The organism is Oxalobacteraceae bacterium OTU3CINTB1 (genome assembly GCA_024123955.1).
Classification (GTDB): Bacteria; Pseudomonadota; Gammaproteobacteria; order Burkholderiales; family Burkholderiaceae_D; genus Rugamonas.
Map to the genome: position 1 here is coordinate 4,727,621 of CP099652.1, position 15,075 is coordinate 4,742,695.

The following is a 15,075-nucleotide window of genomic DNA, read 5'->3' on the forward strand; positions in this document are numbered from 1 at the left end:
CACACAAGGGGCAAACCAGACATGCCGTTACACCGAATCGCCAGCAGCTTGCTGCTGATCACCGCCGCCGGCGCCAGCGCCGTCAATAGTCCCGAGCCGCTGCAAGTGCAGGTCACGGGCGCCCGCGCCGACCAGCGCCAGCGCGAAACCACCACCGCCATCGTCATCCAGCATGAGGAACTGGTGCGCCAGGGCGACCAGTCCCTGTCCGACGCGCTCAAGCGGCTGCCCGGCATCAGCATCTCCGGCACACCAGGCCAGGGCGGCGCGATCAGCATGCGCGGCCTGGGCAACGGCTACACACAGATCATGCTCAACGGAGAGCCGGTGGCGGCCGGATTCTCGCTCGATTCCATCGCGCCGGAGATGATCGAGCGGATAGAGATCATGCGCAGCGCAACGGCCGAATTCAGCAACCAGGCGGTGGCCGGCGCCATCAACGTCATTCTGAAAAAGGCGGTCAAGCGCGGCCAGCGTTCGCTCAGCGCCAGCGTCGCCCGCCAGGGCGGCGAGACCACGCCAACGCTGACGGCGCAGCTCTCCGACCAGGACAAAGGCTATTCATACAGCCTGGCGGCGACGATGCAGCGCAAGCACACGGACAAGCCTTTTACCGATTTTGAAGACCAGCGTGACCTGAATGGCGCCCTGCTCGTGCTGCGGCGCACGCCGCAAACCGATTCCGGCCGCACGGACTCGCTGACCTTGACGCCACGCCTGAACTGGACGCTGGCAAGTGGCGACACGGTGAGCTGGCAAAGCTTCGCCAATCTGCGCCGGGTCGACAATCGCAACCGCGCCGACGAGACGGCGCTGGTCGGCGGCAACAGCGAGTATCCGCGCAACTTCGCCGACTTCGTGGCGGACTTCGTCATGCTGCGCAGCGATGTCAATTGGACCCACCTGATGTCCAACGGCGCCAAACTGGAGACGAAACTGGGTGTGAACAGCAACCGTCGCAGCGGCACCTTCGACTTCTACGGCATGGATAACCAGGGCAATCCCAAGGCGCGGCACTTCGTCGATTCCGGGCCGTCGGAAACCAGCGTGACAGCCAGCGGCACGTATCGCCATCCGGTCGGCGAGCGCCACGCGCTGGCACTGGGCTGGGATGTCAGCCGCGCCGTGCGCGACGAGGACCGCAACGAAAGGACCTTCGATGCCGGCGGCGCGCAGACCGGCGCCAACAACGCCGACTACCGCGCCAACGTCAACCGCCTGGCCTTCTTCATACAGGACGAATGGGAGGCGACCAGGAACTACTCGCTGTATCTGGGCTTGCGCCACGAGCGGCTGGAGACCGCCAGCCGCGCCGACGCGGCCAACGCGCCCGATGCGCTGGACTCGCGCTCGGCGGTCTGGAGTCCGTCGCTGCAAACCCGTTACGCGCTGCCGAACAAGGACGTGCTGCGCCTGGCCGTCAGCCGCACCTACAAGGCGCCGCCGCTGGCCAAGCTGGTGCCGCGCCGCTACACCAACGACAACAACAATAATCCCACCAACCCCGATGAACAGGGTAATCCGAATCTGCGCCCGGAACTGGCGTGGGGGCTGGACGCGGCCTACGAACACTATCTGGGCGACGGTGCGCTGGTCAGCGTCAGCACTTATCTGCGGCGGATACGCGACGTCACGATCACGCGCCTGTTCGAGCAGGATGGCGAATGGGTCGAGGCGCCGTTCAACAACGGCAATGCCAGCGTGCGTGGCGTGGAGCTGGAGGCCAAGCTGCCGCTGCGCCGCCTTGTACGGGGCGCGCCGGCGATCGACCTGCGCGCCAACCTGGCGCGCAACTGGTCGCGCGTCGACAATGTGCCGGGACCCGACAACCGGCTGGAGACGCAGACGCCGCTCACCGCCAACCTCGGCGCGGATTATCGCCCGGATGGCTCGGCGCTGACCTTCGGCGGCAATCTGAATTACCAGGCCGGCGGCGCGGTGCGGCAGGCGCGTCAGGTCCGGCTGGGCAGCAGCGCCAAGCGGGAGCTGGATCTTTACGCGCTATGGAAAATCGACGCGAAGACGCAGTTGCGTATCGCCGGCAGCAACCTGCTGCGACAAACCGCGACCGAGTGGCACGATTACGCCGACGCCGAAGGCATGCGGCACCGGGTGACGGTCACGCCCAGCAGCGCCACGCTGCGCGTGATGCTGGAATATCAACTGTAGGATCAAGTGTGGCAAGGGCGGTGATTCAAATGTGGGACAAGCGTCGGTCCGGCGCTTGATTGAAGGCTGTGCTGTGGTAAGGTTTCATCCATGACGCACGCACAAATCGAACCTGTACAAAAAGTCTATAAACCGTATAAACGATGCATGGTGATGGGGGGTGGCGGCTTCCGGTTTGGCATCTACATCGGCATGTACGCGGCGCTGCGGCAAGCCGGCAAGGCGCCGGACATCCTGCTGGCCAGTTGCGGTGGCGCCATCGCCGCGACCATCATCCACAACCTGCCCGACCCGGGCGGGCAGCGCGCGTGGCTGGCCTCGCGCGCTATGTACGAGTTCTGGTGCGGCCTGAAATCGACCCGCCACGCGGCGCTGATCGGCACCCTGGCGCGCGCCGCCAAACGCAGGCTGTCGCCGGCGAGCGTGCCCGTCATCCCCGACCTGTTCGGCGACTACCTGTTCGACATTCCGCCGCAGCTGCCCTTCCCGGCCGCCAGCGGCGCGCCGGAAGTCGATGTCGCCATCATCGGCGGCAAGCTGCTGTTCGATCCTTCGGAAGTGGGCCAGCCGCGCGGCGAGCGCAAGCTGTTCGCGGAAACCGTGTTTTGCGGCGAGCGTGCCGCGACCGCGCTGCGCGGCATGTCCTCGCCCCTGGCCGACGCGCGATGGGGGCGGCACGCGGTGTCCGCCGATCTGCTGATCGACGGCGGCGTACCGATCGCCGAGGCGGCGCGCATCTCGATCGCCGACATGATCTACTTCCGCTGCCGCCAGTATGGCGGCGACGAATACATCGGCGGCGTGCTGGATCTGTTCCCGGTCGAAATCGCGCGACGGCTCGGCGACGAGGTGATCATGGAGTTCAAGGAGGCGTTCGACCAGGTGTTCTCGATACCGGCCTGGCGCGCGGTGCTGGGATTGAACGGCAACGCGCGCCTGCGGTATGCCAACACGTATCTGGCGGACCTGCGCATCGACTCGTCGGATGTGTCGCGGGTGCTGGCCAAGCAGCAGTTGCAGCAAAAGCTGCACTGGCGCCGCAACCGCATCGAGCTGGCGATGCCGTCGACGTACGACACTTTTGTGCAGCACATGAACGACCAGTGGCAGTATGGCTATGACCGGGCGACGGAGGCGCTGGCGCATCCGGCCGGACAGCATCCGCCGGTGCGCCGCGCAACCAGGTACAGCAAGCGGTTGCGCGAGGTGTAAGCTGTTGGGCGGCCCAACGGGGACGCGGCCGCTAGCGGCACAGTTCGCGCCACGACTCCTCGAACTCGGCCGGGGCGACATCCTGCGCCAGCAAGGTCAGTCCGCGGGCGACCGAGATGTAGCGCTGGAACCCGATGTAGGCGCCGAAGGCATCCTTGGCGTTGACTTCGCCGCAGGGCGCGCCGCCCTTGCCGATGAACTGGTTGCGAAATTGCGCCGAACCAGGGTCGCGGATCTTTTCCTTCACATATTTCTCGCCCAAACTGGTCTGTGTCAGAACCTCTTCCTGCTGCTTCTGCGCCTGGCTTTTGCCGCAGGCGGTCACACAAGCCAGCAGCGCCAAGGCCACCGACAGCACCGCACCCCGGCGAAGGGTGTTTGCTAAAGTCATAATGTTTTCTCTTTTGTAATTCCCTCAATCACCTCTAATATAGCAGGTCTGTCAACCGTAACGCCGCAACACCTTGCATTGTTGACAGACTGTGTATTTGTTACTATCCCAAGCTTTACAGTTTGATCAGGAGATCGCATGTTACATAACCATAATATTACTAACCGTGTTTACCAAGTTTTACTGGCCTGTACTTTGTTGCTTGGTAGCTATGCGGAGGCAGCGGACAAACTGGCCAATGTGACCATACTCGCCACCGGCGGCACCATCGCCGGCAGCGGCGCCAGCAGCACCACCACGGTCGGCTACACCGCCGCCACCGTCGGCGTCGATACCCTGATCAAGGCGGTGCCGGAACTGTCCAAGGTCGCCCAGGTCAAGGGCGAGCAGGTGTTCCAGATCGCCAGCGAAAACATGACCAACGAACATTGGCTGACCCTGGCCAAGCGCGTCAACGTGCTGCTGGCGCAGTCGGACGTGGACGGCATCGTCATCACCCACGGCACCGATACCCTGGAAGAAACCGCTTACTTCCTCGACCTGGTCGTGAAAAGTAAGAAGCCGGTCGTGCTGGTCGGCGCCATGCGCCCGGGCACCGCGCTGTCGGCCGACGGCCCGATCAACCTGTACAACGCCGTATTGCTGGCCGCCAGTCCCGACGCTGCCGGCAAAGGCGTGCTGGTGGCCATGGCCGACCAGATCCACAGCGCGCGCGACGTGAGCAAGACCAACACCTCGACCCCGGACAGCTTCAAGACCACCGAACTGGGCCTGCTGGGCTACATCCAGGGCAACAAGCCTTACTTCTATCGCGCCTCGACCCGCAAGCACACCGCTGACACCGAGTTCGACATCAGCAAACTGGACAAACTGCCGCAAGTGGACATCGTCTACGGCTACGCCAACGTCGGCCCGGTCGCGCTGAACGCGCTGGTCGCCGCCGGCGCCAAGGGCATCATCCACGCCGGCGTCGGCGACGGCAGCCTGGCCGCCTCGGTCAAGACGGCGCTGATCGCCGCCCGCAAACAGGGCGTGATGATCGTGCGTGGCAGCCGCGTCGGCCAGGGCATCCTGGCGCGCAACGGCGAGGCCAACGACGACGAGCTGGACTTCGTTGCCGCCGACACGCTCAATCCGCAAAAAGCGCGCATCCTGCTGATGCTGGCATTGACCAAAACCAATGACAGCAAGGCCGTGCAAAAGATGTTCTACACGTATTAATGTGCCTTACGGATAGTCTGGCCGCCGCATGCGGAACAGGCTGTCCGGTCCTATCTCGAAGTAATCGGCCGGGCCGCCGCCGCGCAAGATCGTGCGCGAGCCCGCCGTGTCATAGATGCCGTCGCGCAGCAGTTCGTTGGCGATGTGCACGCCCACCACCTCCCCCATGATCAGCCAGCCATTGGTCGGCTCGCCCGACGCGCTTTGCAGGCGGATGATCTGCGTGCATTGGCATTCGAACGCGACCGGACTTTCCGCCACGCGCGGCACCCCGACGATGCGCGACGGCGCCGGCGTCAGTCCCGCCAGCACGAACTCGTCCACTTCCGGCGGCGCCGGCGCGCAGCTGGCGTTCATCGCCTCGGCCAGCGGGCGCGTCGCCAGATTCCACACGAACTCGCCGGTCTGCTCGATATTGCGCAGCGTGTCCTTGCGTCCCTGGCTGGAAAAGCCGATCAGCGGCGGCGTGTAATTGAAGGCGTTGAAAAAACTGTAGGGCGCCAGGTTGAGGTTGCCCTGTTCGCCGCGCGAGGAAATCCAGCCGATCGGACGCGGTCCGACGATGGCATTGAAGGGGTCGTGCGGCAGGCCGTGGCCCTGTGATGGCTGATAAAAGTAGCGGTCGGTCATATGGTTCCGGTGAGTGCGGCGCGCCACGGCGCCATGGCCGGATTTTCGCACAGGGAGGTGAATTGTGCTCTCAAGCGGACTCGTCCGGCCTACGGATGACGCGGCCGCGCTTGCGTCAACGCTTCAGGCGCGCCAGCAGCTGGTCCGCCACGGCCGACGCCGAGGCTGGATTCTGGCCGGTGATCAGCTCCCGGTCCACCACCACTTTGCTTTGCCAGTTCGCGGCGCTACTGTAGACGCCGCCCGCGCGCTGCAAGGCCGTCTGCGGCAGGAATTTCATTGTGCCACCGTTCAACATGCCCTTGGCCGCCGCTTCCTCGCTATTGCTAATGACGGTCATCTGGTAGCCGGCATAAATCCATGCCGGCGCCGCCCCCACGGAGGCGGCCGGCGAGATCAGCTTGCGGGTGAACTGCTCGGGCCGCTCCAACGCCGACAACAAGGCGATCGGGCCATGGCACACCAGCGCGGTCGGCTTGGCGCGCGCGTGGAAGTCGCGCAGCAAGCGTCCCAGCGCGGCGCTGTGCGGCAAATCCTGCATCGGCGCGTGGCCGCCGGGAACATAGAGCGCGTCATAGCGGGCGTAACCGCCCTGCTCCACCCGTGCCAGGCTGACCACCGGCGATTGCTCCGCCGACGTGATGCGCAACTTTTCCAGCAACGCCAGATGCTGTTGCATGCTGGCCTCGTCATTGTCGAAGTACATCTTATCGACCGAATGGCGGTCCAGCGACGGCGCCTTGCCCAGTGGCGTGGCGAAGGTGATCGTGTGGCCGGCGTCCAGCAGCTTCTTGACTGGTTGCATCAGTTCGTTGGCGTAGAAGCCGGTGTCGAAGGTCCGGTTGTCACGCAGTTCCAGCTGCGACGCGTCCGACAGGACGACCAGTACGTTGGCGGCGTCGGCGCCCAAGGCCGAGAAACCCAATGCGACGGTGGCGGCGGTGGCGAAGGCGTTGCGGATGGCATTTGTCATGAAAGTACTCCTGTGAGGTGTTTTGCTATGGCGTTACTTTATTGATGACTGTAAAGTGTGTAAATAACCGAAAACTCAAATCATTTGTTCTTGAAAGGTGGGAATGGCGCGGCAATTCGATCATATGGGGGATGTGGAAGCGTTCGTGACCATCGTCGACAAGGGGACCATCAGCGCCGCGGCGGTGGCGCTGGGTACGACGCCCTCCGTGCTCAGCCGCGCCGTCGCCCGGCTCGAAGCACGGCTGGGCGTGCAACTCATGCGCCGCACGACGCGCCGCCTGAGCGTGACCGAGGCCGGCACCTTGTATCTGGAGCAGGCGCGCAGCGCGTTCGGACTGATCGCCGATGCCGAGCGCGCCATTCAGGGCCAGGGCGGCGAGCTGTCGGGCACGATACGCATCAGCGCGCCGACGACTTACGGCCACTATCGCCTGCCTCAATTGCTGCGGCCATTCATGGAGTTGCATCCGAAGGTCATGATCGAACTAAGCATTTCCAACCGCAATGTGGATCTGGTCGAAGAAGGCTACGACATGGCGATACGGCTGGGGGAATTGGCCGACAGCGGCCTGGCCGCCAAGCGCCTCGGCGAGGCCGGCATCTGCCTGGTCGCATCGCCAGACTATCTGCGGCGGGCGGGCACGCCGACGGGACTGGACGATCTGGCGCGCCACGCGTGCCTGCCGTTCACCATACCGAGCACGGGCCGGCTGTCGCCGTGGCTGCTGAGGGTGGACGGAAAGGATGTCGATTGGACGGCGCCCGCGCGCATGCGCGTGGCCGATGATGTGTTGGGGGTGGTGACCTTGGCGCAGCAAGGCTTGGGCATTTGCCAGACTTACCGCTTTGTCGCCGACGAACGGCTGCGGGCCGGCCAACTGGTCGAAGTGCTGCCGGCTTTAGGCGGCCGCAGCAAACCGTTTTCGCTGATTTATCCGCCGCATCGGCGCATGTCGGCCGCTTGCAGGGCGTTGATCGATAGCTTGCAGCCATAAAAAAACGCGTCCGAGTTCGTAGGCTCGGACGCGTCGTGCAACACCTACCCTAGGTTAAGCTTTTTTGGCTTGCTTGCGGCGTGCGACAAAGCCCAGCAGGCCCAGGCCGGCGGCCATCATGCCGTAGGTTGCTGGTTCCGGCACCGCCGACACGGCGATGGTCAGGTCGGAGCCGTAAGCGCCGCCGCCGGTGCCGGCAACCAGGCCGTCAACTTGAATGAAATAGCTGCCTGCCGACAGGCCGGTCGCGGTCAGTTCCCAACGGTCGGTCGGATGCGCGCCATTACCGGTGAAGTTGCTGCCGACGTAGGTGTCCAGCACGGCGCTGGTCATCGGATCATATTTCACCAGGTTGAACGAGGTGATCTGCAGATCCTTGACGGTCTTCGACGACAGGTAGCTCGACGTCAGCGAGGTCGACGAGTCGAAATTGGAGTTCAGGGCAAACATGAATTTGTCGGTGAACGTGTTGGTACGGTCAGCGCTGCCGTAGGTGTTGCCGAAATGCGCGTTGAAGCCGCCGGCGCCATCGTTTTCCAGGTTGATGCTGACGGTTTGTCCCACGTTCGCAGCAAAAGCGGCCGAGCCGAACAGGCTGGCGCCTGCGATCATCGATGCCAACAAGATATTTTTGATTTTCATTTTTATTTCCGCAATAGTGAATATTTGAGCAATTAGAGTTACCGAACACCCTTATTCGGTGATGCGGAGAATATAGTTTTGTCTCAGCATCAACTGTGCGGTAACCAACACAAGTGTCGAAAAGTACAGATTATTGCTTTTATGGCATCAGAGACGGTTGTTAACAAATTCTGTGGATAAGGCTGTTAACAAGCCTCACCCCCGTCCGGCAAGTTGATGTTTTTAAAGAGAAATGTGCCGGTGCGCAAATTTGTCGCAGCCAAAGTTATCCACTGGCATTACACTAATGCATCTTTGCCTTTCAGATTACAAGGAATCCATGACATCGCGCCTCACCGCCCTCGCCTTTGCCCTCAACGCGCTCGTGCTGGGAGCACTTTGCGTCTCCACTCCGGCAGCCGCGATCGACGCGCCGGCTAAATACAATCTGCGCGAGCACTACACCAAGTACGAATACCGCATTCCGATGCGCGACGGCGTGCGCCTGTTCACCGCCGTCTACGTGCCCAAGGATGCCAGCAAGCGCTATCCCTTCCTGATGGAACGTACGCCCTACAGCGCCGGCGTGGAGATCGACGACGAGCTGCACTACGGTGTCGATTTTTATCCGGACCATGTCGGGCCGTCGCCCGAATTCGAACAAAGCGGTTATATCTTCGTCCAGCAGGATGTGCGCGGCCGTTACATGTCTGAGGGCAAGTGGCAGGAGATGACGCCGCACGTCAACCCCAAGCGCGCCAAAGGCGAAGGCAACGAAAGCCAGGACATGCACGACACCGTCGAATGGCTGTTGAAAAACGTGCCCAACAACAACGGCAAGGTTGGCATCCTGGGCATCTCGTATCCGGGCTTTTACACTTCGGCCAGCATCATCGATTCGCATCCGGCCATCAAGGCGGCCTCGCCGCAGGCGCCGGTGACCAATCTGTACATGAACGACGATTCGTACCACGGCGGCGCCTTCATGCTGTCGGCAAACTTCGATTTCTACTCGGCCTTCGTGGACGTGCCGAACCCGACGCCGCTGCCGAAAAGCTGGACCCGCTTCGACTACGGCACCGCCGACGCCTACGAATTCTTCCTCTCGCACCTGACGCTGTCGAACATCACCAACACGATGACGGCAAACCAGCGCACGCTGCTGATGCCCACCATCGAACACGCGACCTACGACGAATTCTGGAAAACGCGCGACATCGCGCCGCACCTGAAAAACATCAAGGCGGCGGTGCTGACGGTGGGCGGCTGGTACGACGCCGAAGACCTGCAAGGCCCGCTGACCACCTACAGCACGATCAAGCGCAACAATCCCGGCATCTACAGCGGGCTGGTGATGGGTCCGTGGTCGCATGGCGGCTGGAGCCGCTACGACGGCAAGAGCCTGGGCCATGTCCAGTTCGACTCGAAGACCGGCGACTACTTCCGCAGCAAGATTGAATTCCCGTTCTTCGAGCAGCATCTCAAAGGCGTGCCGAACAAGGATGTGTCGGAGGTGTATGCGTTTGAAACAGGCAGCAATGTCTGGCGCAACTACGCTGCCTGGCCGCCGAAGCAGGCCCAGGCCCGCACCCTGTATCTGGGACCGAACGGCACGCTCGACTGGAAGCAGCCGGCCGCCGGCGCCGCCCAGGCCTTCGACGAATATGTGGCCGATCCGCGCAAGCCGGTGCCGTACACCGCGTATCCCGCGACCGGCGTGCCGAAGGAATACATGGTGGGCGACCAACGCTTCGCCTCGACCCGGCCGGACGTGCTGACCTACCGCAGCGAGGTGCTGGAAGAGGACGTGACCCTGAGCGGCCCGGTCAAGCCGCGGCTGTTCGTCTCCACCACCGGCACCGACGCCGACTGGGTCGTCAAACTGATCGACGTCTACCCGTCGAGCTATCCCAACGCCGGACAGAGCGACGAGCACCGCACCGACGTGCCCAAGCCGACCTTGACCATGGCCGGCTACCAGCAACTGGTGCGCGGAGATCCGCTGCGCGGCAAGTTCCGCAACGGCTTCGAGAACCCGCAACCCTTCACGCCGGGCAAGGTGGAGGCGGTTAACTACACGATGAGCGACGTCAACCACACCTTCCGGCGCGGACACCGCATCATGGTGCAGATCCAGAGCTCGTGGTTCCCGTTGGTGGACTTGAATCCCCAGACTTTTGTCGACATTCCGAAAGCCAAGCCCGAGGATTTCCAAAAGGCGACCCAGCGGATTTATCGGGCACCGTCGATGTACTCTGGCATTGAAGTGCAGCTCATGCCAGCGGCGCGCTGATTCAACGCGGATTCTTGCGTTACTAGCATCTTAGGAGGATAATCAAGATGATAATTATTCCTATTTAGCCAGCGAAGTGTCATGCGACCCAAGTAGCCAGCCAACAACTACTTCGAGGGACTCACATGACACTGACCAAGACCCCGCTGGCCCTGATGCTGGCCAGCCTTTCCTTTTCAAACGCCGCGCTAGCGCAGACCGGCGCGGCGCCCGAGCAGGCCATGCCGGTCGTCACCGTCAGCGGCGAAGCCGACGGCTACCGTCCCACCACCTCCACCACCGGCACCAAGATCGACGCCCCGCTGCGCGACATTCCCCAAACCATCAACGTCGTGCCGCAGGAACTGCTGCGCGATCAAGGCGCGCGCTCGATGCAGGATGTGCTTAAGGCGGTGCCGGGGATCGGCCTGTCGCACGGCGACGGCCAGCGCGATCAGGTCACCATTCGCGGGTTTAGCGCCATCAGTGATCAGTTTGTCGACGGCATGCGCGACGATGCGCTGTATTTCCGCGATTTATCCAATGTCGAACAGATCGAGGTCATCAAAGGGCCTGCTTCGGTGCTGTATGGCCGCGGCTCGTCCGGCGGCATGATCAACCGCATCACCAAAAAGCCGGGCATCGACCGCAGCGAAGTCAGCCTTCAAGTGGGCCGCTGGGGCCAAAAACGCGGCGAGTTCGATCTGGCGCGCAACCTGACCGACAACGGCGTCGCTTTCCGCGTGACAGGCGCGGCGGAGGATTCGGACAGCTATCGCGACCAGCAATTCCTCAAGCGCCAAGCGCTGGCGCCGTCGGTGCAGTTCAAGCTGGGCGCGGACACGCTGTTGCTGCTGCAGGCGGAGTATCTGAAAGACAAGCGCGTGACCGACTTCGGCATCCCTTCATATCAGGGACGCGCGGTCGATGTACCGGCGGGCACCTATTACGGCGCGGCCAACGCCGAAGACTTCGACTACAGCGAATCGGAAGTGAAAGCTTACGGTTTCACTCTGGACCACCGCTTCAATCCCCAACTGTCGATCCGCAACGCCTTCCGCCACTACGATTACTCGCTCGACCGCAACAATACGCTGGTGGGTTCGGTCAACGAGACGGCGCGTACCGCTTCCCTCACCCGTGGCAATGTCGCCCGCGATGAGGACGGCTACTCGAACCAGACTGAATTGACGCAACTGGCGGAACTGGGAAGCATGCAGCATCAGATACTGTACGGTGTCGAGTTCGGCAAACAGAACAAGAATCAGCTGGTGCGTTCGCAAGCCAACGTGGCGACCGTGTCGTTGTTTAACCCGGTCAATCCGGTGGTGCCATTCACCGCCGGCGGCGCGCCGACGTCGAATAACCTGGGCATCTTCAAAATCGCCAGCGCTTATTTGCAAGACATGGTGACCTTGGCGCCGCAATGGAAAGCGCTGGCAGGTATTCGCTACGACCGGTTTGAGCAGGAGAATGTCGAAAGGCGTGTGGGTGTTCCGAACGTCAGCCGCACCGACCGTAATTGGAGTCCGCGCGCGGGCCTGGTTTATCAGCCGAACGCGGTGCAATCGTATTACGCGTCGTTCAGCCGTTCGTTCCAGCCTTCGGGTGAAGGCTTCGCATTAACCACGGCGAATGCACAAATCGCGCCGGAGATTACTAAGAATAGAGAAATCGGCGCCAAATATGACTTGTTCAATGGCCGCGCCTCGGCGGGCGTATCCATATTCCAGTTGACGCGCACGAATATTAAAACCGCCGACCCACTGACGCTTCAGTTATTACCTCTGGGCTAGCAGCGGACCAAAGGCATAGAGCTGACGTTCAATGGTGATTTGGGTAATGGCTGGAAGACATGGGCGGGCTATTCCTACTTGGATGCAGCGATGATTGCCTCCATCGCGCGGGATGACGGCCAAGCCGTCCAAGGAAAACGTCCGACATTAACTCCCAAGCACGCCACTAATTTATGGGTGAGCAAAGCGCTTGGTGGTAGTTTCGGCGTTGGCGGTGGCGTCAATTATGTCGGCGACCGTTTCGCCAATCCGGGCAATACGGTAACGCTGCCTAGCTACGTTACTGCGGACGCGATGGCCTATTATCGTCACGCGGGTATCGATCTGACCTTGAACTTGACAAATCTTTTTGACCGCGCTTACATCGTAGCGGGTCACGGCAGCAGCAAGAATCTAAACCTGCCCGGCTCCCCCCGCTCGGTGCAGCTGACCGCCCGCTACCGCTTCTAATGGATCATGTGCCAGAAATCGGTGCGATCGCGCTAATTTTTGGCACACCCCCTCCAACTTCTGAGTTATTGCCCGGCGGCTGAACCTTCTCTCCAGGACGCTGTCTAAAGAATAGGTCGGGCTTGGTAGCGAAAAAAAGAACTGAGGGAGCAGCAATCCAATGGAAACGCGGACTTCGTCGCTTGAACTAATGGTTGAGAAAACTTTGGAACGGGTCACAGTTCTTGAAGTAGATTTGGCCGTAATCAAATCAAATTACGCGACAAGAGAGGACGTCGCAAAAGTAAAAGAAGACATAGCAAGATTAGAGGTCACTTTGCTCAAATGGTTCATCGGCACGGCAGTCACTATTGCAGGCTTAGCCTTTGCTGCAGCAAGATTTTTTAATTAGTTTTTGATCGAAGGATCCAGCTATGGAAAACCGAATAGCGAACCTCGAATCGATTAGCCAGAAGACCTTGGAACGCATGTCTGCGCTGGAGGTTGATTTAGCGGTGGTGAAGTCAAACTATGCAACGAAAGAGGATCTTGCAAAGATGGAAGGCACGCTGCTGAAATGGTTTATCGGAACAGCGGTTGCCATTTCAGGCATCGCATTCGCGGCAGCGAGATTCATTCACTGAACTGCGACGACCGGCTCTGAAATAACGAGATAGGGAATGTTTTGGCCTGCCCAGCAGGAATCGAACCTGCGACCCTCAGCTTAGAAGGCTGATGCTCTATCCAACTGAGCTATGGGCAGAGATAACGCGACGAGAACTCATCGCGGAAATGAAAAACGGGTTGTCAGAGACAACCCGTTTTAAAAGTTCTTGGTCGGAGTACAAGGATTCGAACCTTGGACCCCCTGGTCCCAAACCAGGTGCGCTACCGGGCTGCGCTACACTCCGAAGACAGTATTCTAACGCTTGGCGCCCTCGCCGTCAATGTGAGGGCCGGATTAATCTTTCATTGCTGAACCCAGTTGGCACCCTATGCCGCCAACTGCGTTTCCACTTTGTCGGCGATGCGCTGGGCCATCGAATCCGCGTCCTTGGCGTGACGTGCTTCGACCATCACGCGGATCAAAGGTTCCGTGCCCGAGGCGCGGATCAGCACGCGGCCGCTGCCTTCCAGTTCGCGCTCGACCTTTTCCTTTTCGGCCACCATGGCGGCGTTCTTGGTCCAGTCGAAACCCGGGGCAACGCGCACATTGACCAGCGTTTGCGGGAACAGCACCAGCTCCGCCGTGCACTCTTCCAGCGATTTGCCGGCGCGTTTGAGCGCGGAGAGCACTTGCAGCGCCGAGATGATGCCGTCGCCGGTAGTGTGCTTGTCCAGGCACAGCAGGTGGCCCGACCCTTCGCCGCCCAGCAGCCAGCCCTTCTCTTGCATCACTTCCAGCACGTAGCGGTCGCCGACCTTGGCGCGGGCGAAACCGACGCCCTTCTCTTTCAAGGCCACCTCGACCGCCATATTGGTCATCAGGGTGCCGACGGCGCCGGCCACCGGGCCGGTGGCCATCCGGTCCATGACCATCAGGTACAGCAACTCGTCGCCGTTGTAGAGGCGGCCATTGGCGTCGCACATGATCAGGCGGTCGGCGTCGCCGTCCAGCGCGATGCCGAGGTCGGCGCCATGGGCGCGCACCGCCGCCGCCATCGCTTCCGGCGCGGTGGCGCCGTGGGCAAGGTTGATGTTGAAGCCGTCCGGCTTGTTGCCGATGGCAATTACTTCCGCACCGAGCTCGTGGAACACATGCGGGGCGATGTTATAGGCGGCGCCGTGCGCGCAGTCGACCACCAGCTTCATGCCGCGCAGGTCCAGCTCGTTCGGGAAGGTGCTCTTGCAGAATTCGATGTAGCGGCCCTGGGCGTCGTCCAGGCGCTTGGCGCGGCCCAGTTTTTCCGATGGTACGCAGACCATCGGCAGGTCCAAGGCGGCTTCAATGTCGAGTTCGACCGAATCGGGCAGTTTGGTGCCCTGGTCGGAGAAGAATTTGATGCCGTTGTCCTGGAACGGGTTGTGCGACGCCGAGATCACCACGCCCGCCGACAGGCGCAGCGCGCGCGTCAGGTAGGCGATCGCCGGGGTCGGCATCGGACCGGCCAGCATGACGTCGACGCCGGCCGCCGCGAAGCCGGCCTCCAGCGCCGCTTCCAGCATGTAGCCAGAGATGCGCGTGTCCTTCCCGATCAGGACGGTCGGTCGCTTGCCGCCGGTGCGCGGAGCGCCCGCCAGGACCTTGCCGGCCGCGTAGCCGAGACGCATAACGAAGTCGGGCGTGATCGGCGATTCGCCGACCAGACCGCGGATACCATCGGTGCCAAAATATTTACGTGCCATGTCGTATGCTCTTTATCG

General features: G+C 61.7%; 12 protein-coding genes, 2 tRNA genes and 1 pseudogene. 8 read left to right on the plus strand and 7 right to left on the minus strand.

What is annotated here, in order from left to right; all coding sequences use genetic code 11:
• Positions 1-21: 21 nt before the first annotated feature.
• Both NHH73_20370 and NHH73_20375 read left to right on the plus strand, forming a co-directional pair.
• Positions 22-2,169, plus strand: coding sequence for a TonB-dependent receptor (locus NHH73_20370; protein USX24951.1), 2,148 nt, complete (start codon positions 22-24; stop codon positions 2,167-2,169).
• Between the two features lie 90 nt (positions 2,170-2,259).
• A complete protein-coding gene (locus NHH73_20375; GenBank protein USX24952.1) occupies positions 2,260-3,381 on the plus strand; it encodes a patatin-like phospholipase family protein in 1,122 nt (373 codons plus the stop codon).
• A 31-nt stretch (positions 3,382-3,412) separates the two neighbouring features.
• Here the strand turns inward: NHH73_20375 and NHH73_20380 are convergent, their stop codons facing one another.
• Complete coding sequence (locus NHH73_20380; GenBank protein ID USX24953.1) at positions 3,413-3,772, minus strand: hypothetical protein; 360 nt, start codon at positions 3,770-3,772, stop codon at positions 3,413-3,415.
• 138 nt (positions 3,773-3,910) lie between these two features.
• Between NHH73_20380 and NHH73_20385 the strand changes: the two genes are divergently transcribed.
• Positions 3,911-4,993 (plus strand): type II asparaginase, encoded by a 1,083-nt coding sequence (locus NHH73_20385; GenBank protein USX24954.1) that lies wholly within the window; start codon positions 3,911-3,913, stop codon positions 4,991-4,993.
• A 6-nt stretch (positions 4,994-4,999) separates the two neighbouring features.
• Here NHH73_20385 and NHH73_20390 read toward each other — a convergent pair whose 3' ends face one another.
• Both NHH73_20390 and NHH73_20395 read right to left on the minus strand, forming a co-directional pair.
• A complete protein-coding gene (locus NHH73_20390; protein USX24955.1) occupies positions 5,000-5,623 on the minus strand; it encodes a flavin reductase family protein in 624 nt (207 codons plus the stop codon).
• 115 nt (positions 5,624-5,738) lie between these two features.
• Positions 5,739-6,596 (minus strand): type 1 glutamine amidotransferase domain-containing protein, encoded by an 858-nt coding sequence (locus tag NHH73_20395; protein USX24956.1) that lies wholly within the window; start codon positions 6,594-6,596, stop codon positions 5,739-5,741.
• A gap of 103 nt (positions 6,597-6,699) precedes the next feature.
• Between NHH73_20395 and NHH73_20400 the strand changes: the two genes are divergently transcribed.
• Entirely contained in the window at positions 6,700-7,593 is an 894-nt protein-coding gene (locus NHH73_20400; protein ID USX24957.1) for a LysR family transcriptional regulator, read from the plus strand.
• Between the two features lie 54 nt (positions 7,594-7,647).
• Here NHH73_20400 and NHH73_20405 read toward each other — a convergent pair whose 3' ends face one another.
• Positions 7,648-8,235 carry a PEP-CTERM sorting domain-containing protein gene (locus NHH73_20405; protein ID USX24958.1) on the minus strand — a complete coding sequence of 196 codons (588 nt, stop codon included), beginning with the start codon at positions 8,233-8,235 and terminating at the stop codon, positions 7,648-7,650.
• Between the two features lie 319 nt (positions 8,236-8,554).
• On the opposite strand from NHH73_20405, the gene NHH73_20410 reads away from it, so the two are divergent.
• From NHH73_20410 to NHH73_20425, 4 genes and pseudogenes are all read left to right on the plus strand, one after another.
• Positions 8,555-10,507: a CocE/NonD family hydrolase gene (locus NHH73_20410; protein USX24959.1), complete on the plus strand. Its 1,953-nt coding sequence runs from the start codon at positions 8,555-8,557 to the stop codon at positions 10,505-10,507.
• 125 nt (positions 10,508-10,632) lie between these two features.
• A pseudogene (locus NHH73_20415) lies at positions 10,633-12,732 on the plus strand (TonB-dependent siderophore receptor).
• Between the two features lie 160 nt (positions 12,733-12,892).
• Positions 12,893-13,123, plus strand: a complete 231-nt coding sequence (locus NHH73_20420) for a hypothetical protein (protein USX24960.1) — start codon at positions 12,893-12,895, stop codon at positions 13,121-13,123.
• 22 nt (positions 13,124-13,145) lie between these two features.
• A complete protein-coding gene (locus tag NHH73_20425) occupies positions 13,146-13,355 on the plus strand; it encodes a hypothetical protein (protein USX24961.1) in 210 nt (69 codons plus the stop codon).
• A 42-nt stretch (positions 13,356-13,397) separates the two neighbouring features.
• Here NHH73_20425 and NHH73_20430 read toward each other — a convergent pair.
• From NHH73_20430 to glmM, 3 genes are all read right to left on the minus strand, one after another.
• Positions 13,398-13,474, minus strand: a tRNA-Arg gene (locus NHH73_20430).
• Positions 13,475-13,545: 71 nt separating this feature from the next.
• Positions 13,546-13,622: transfer RNA gene (locus NHH73_20435), tRNA-Pro, on the minus strand.
• Between the two features lie 82 nt (positions 13,623-13,704).
• Positions 13,705-15,057 (minus strand): phosphoglucosamine mutase, encoded by a 1,353-nt coding sequence (glmM, locus tag NHH73_20440; GenBank protein ID USX24962.1) that lies wholly within the window; start codon positions 15,055-15,057, stop codon positions 13,705-13,707.
• Between the last annotated feature and the right edge of the window lie 18 nt (positions 15,058-15,075).

Bases quoted from the DNA above. Each gene is read 5' to 3' on its own strand.
- NHH73_20370 (USX24951.1), top strand. From the start codon at position 22: ATGCCGTTACACCGAATCGCCAGCAGCTTGCTGCTGATCACCGCCGCC.
- NHH73_20375 (USX24952.1), top strand. From the start codon at position 2,260: ATGACGCACGCACAAATCGAACCTGTACAAAAAGTCTATAAACCGTAT.
- NHH73_20380 (USX24953.1), bottom strand. From the start codon at position 3,772: ATGACTTTAGCAAACACCCTTCGCCGGGGTGCGGTGCTGTCGGTGGCC.
- NHH73_20385 (USX24954.1), top strand. From the start codon at position 3,911: ATGTTACATAACCATAATATTACTAACCGTGTTTACCAAGTTTTACTG.
- NHH73_20390 (USX24955.1), bottom strand. From the start codon at position 5,623: ATGACCGACCGCTACTTTTATCAGCCATCACAGGGCCACGGCCTGCCG.
- NHH73_20395 (USX24956.1), bottom strand. From the start codon at position 6,596: ATGACAAATGCCATCCGCAACGCCTTCGCCACCGCCGCCACCGTCGCA.
- NHH73_20400 (USX24957.1), top strand. From the start codon at position 6,700: ATGGCGCGGCAATTCGATCATATGGGGGATGTGGAAGCGTTCGTGACC.
- NHH73_20405 (USX24958.1), bottom strand. From the start codon at position 8,235: ATGAAAATCAAAAATATCTTGTTGGCATCGATGATCGCAGGCGCCAGC.
- NHH73_20410 (USX24959.1), top strand. From the start codon at position 8,555: ATGACATCGCGCCTCACCGCCCTCGCCTTTGCCCTCAACGCGCTCGTG.
- NHH73_20420 (USX24960.1), top strand. From the start codon at position 12,893: ATGGAAACGCGGACTTCGTCGCTTGAACTAATGGTTGAGAAAACTTTG.
- NHH73_20425 (USX24961.1), top strand. From the start codon at position 13,146: ATGGAAAACCGAATAGCGAACCTCGAATCGATTAGCCAGAAGACCTTG.
- glmM (USX24962.1), bottom strand. From the start codon at position 15,057: ATGGCACGTAAATATTTTGGCACCGATGGTATCCGCGGTCTGGTCGGC.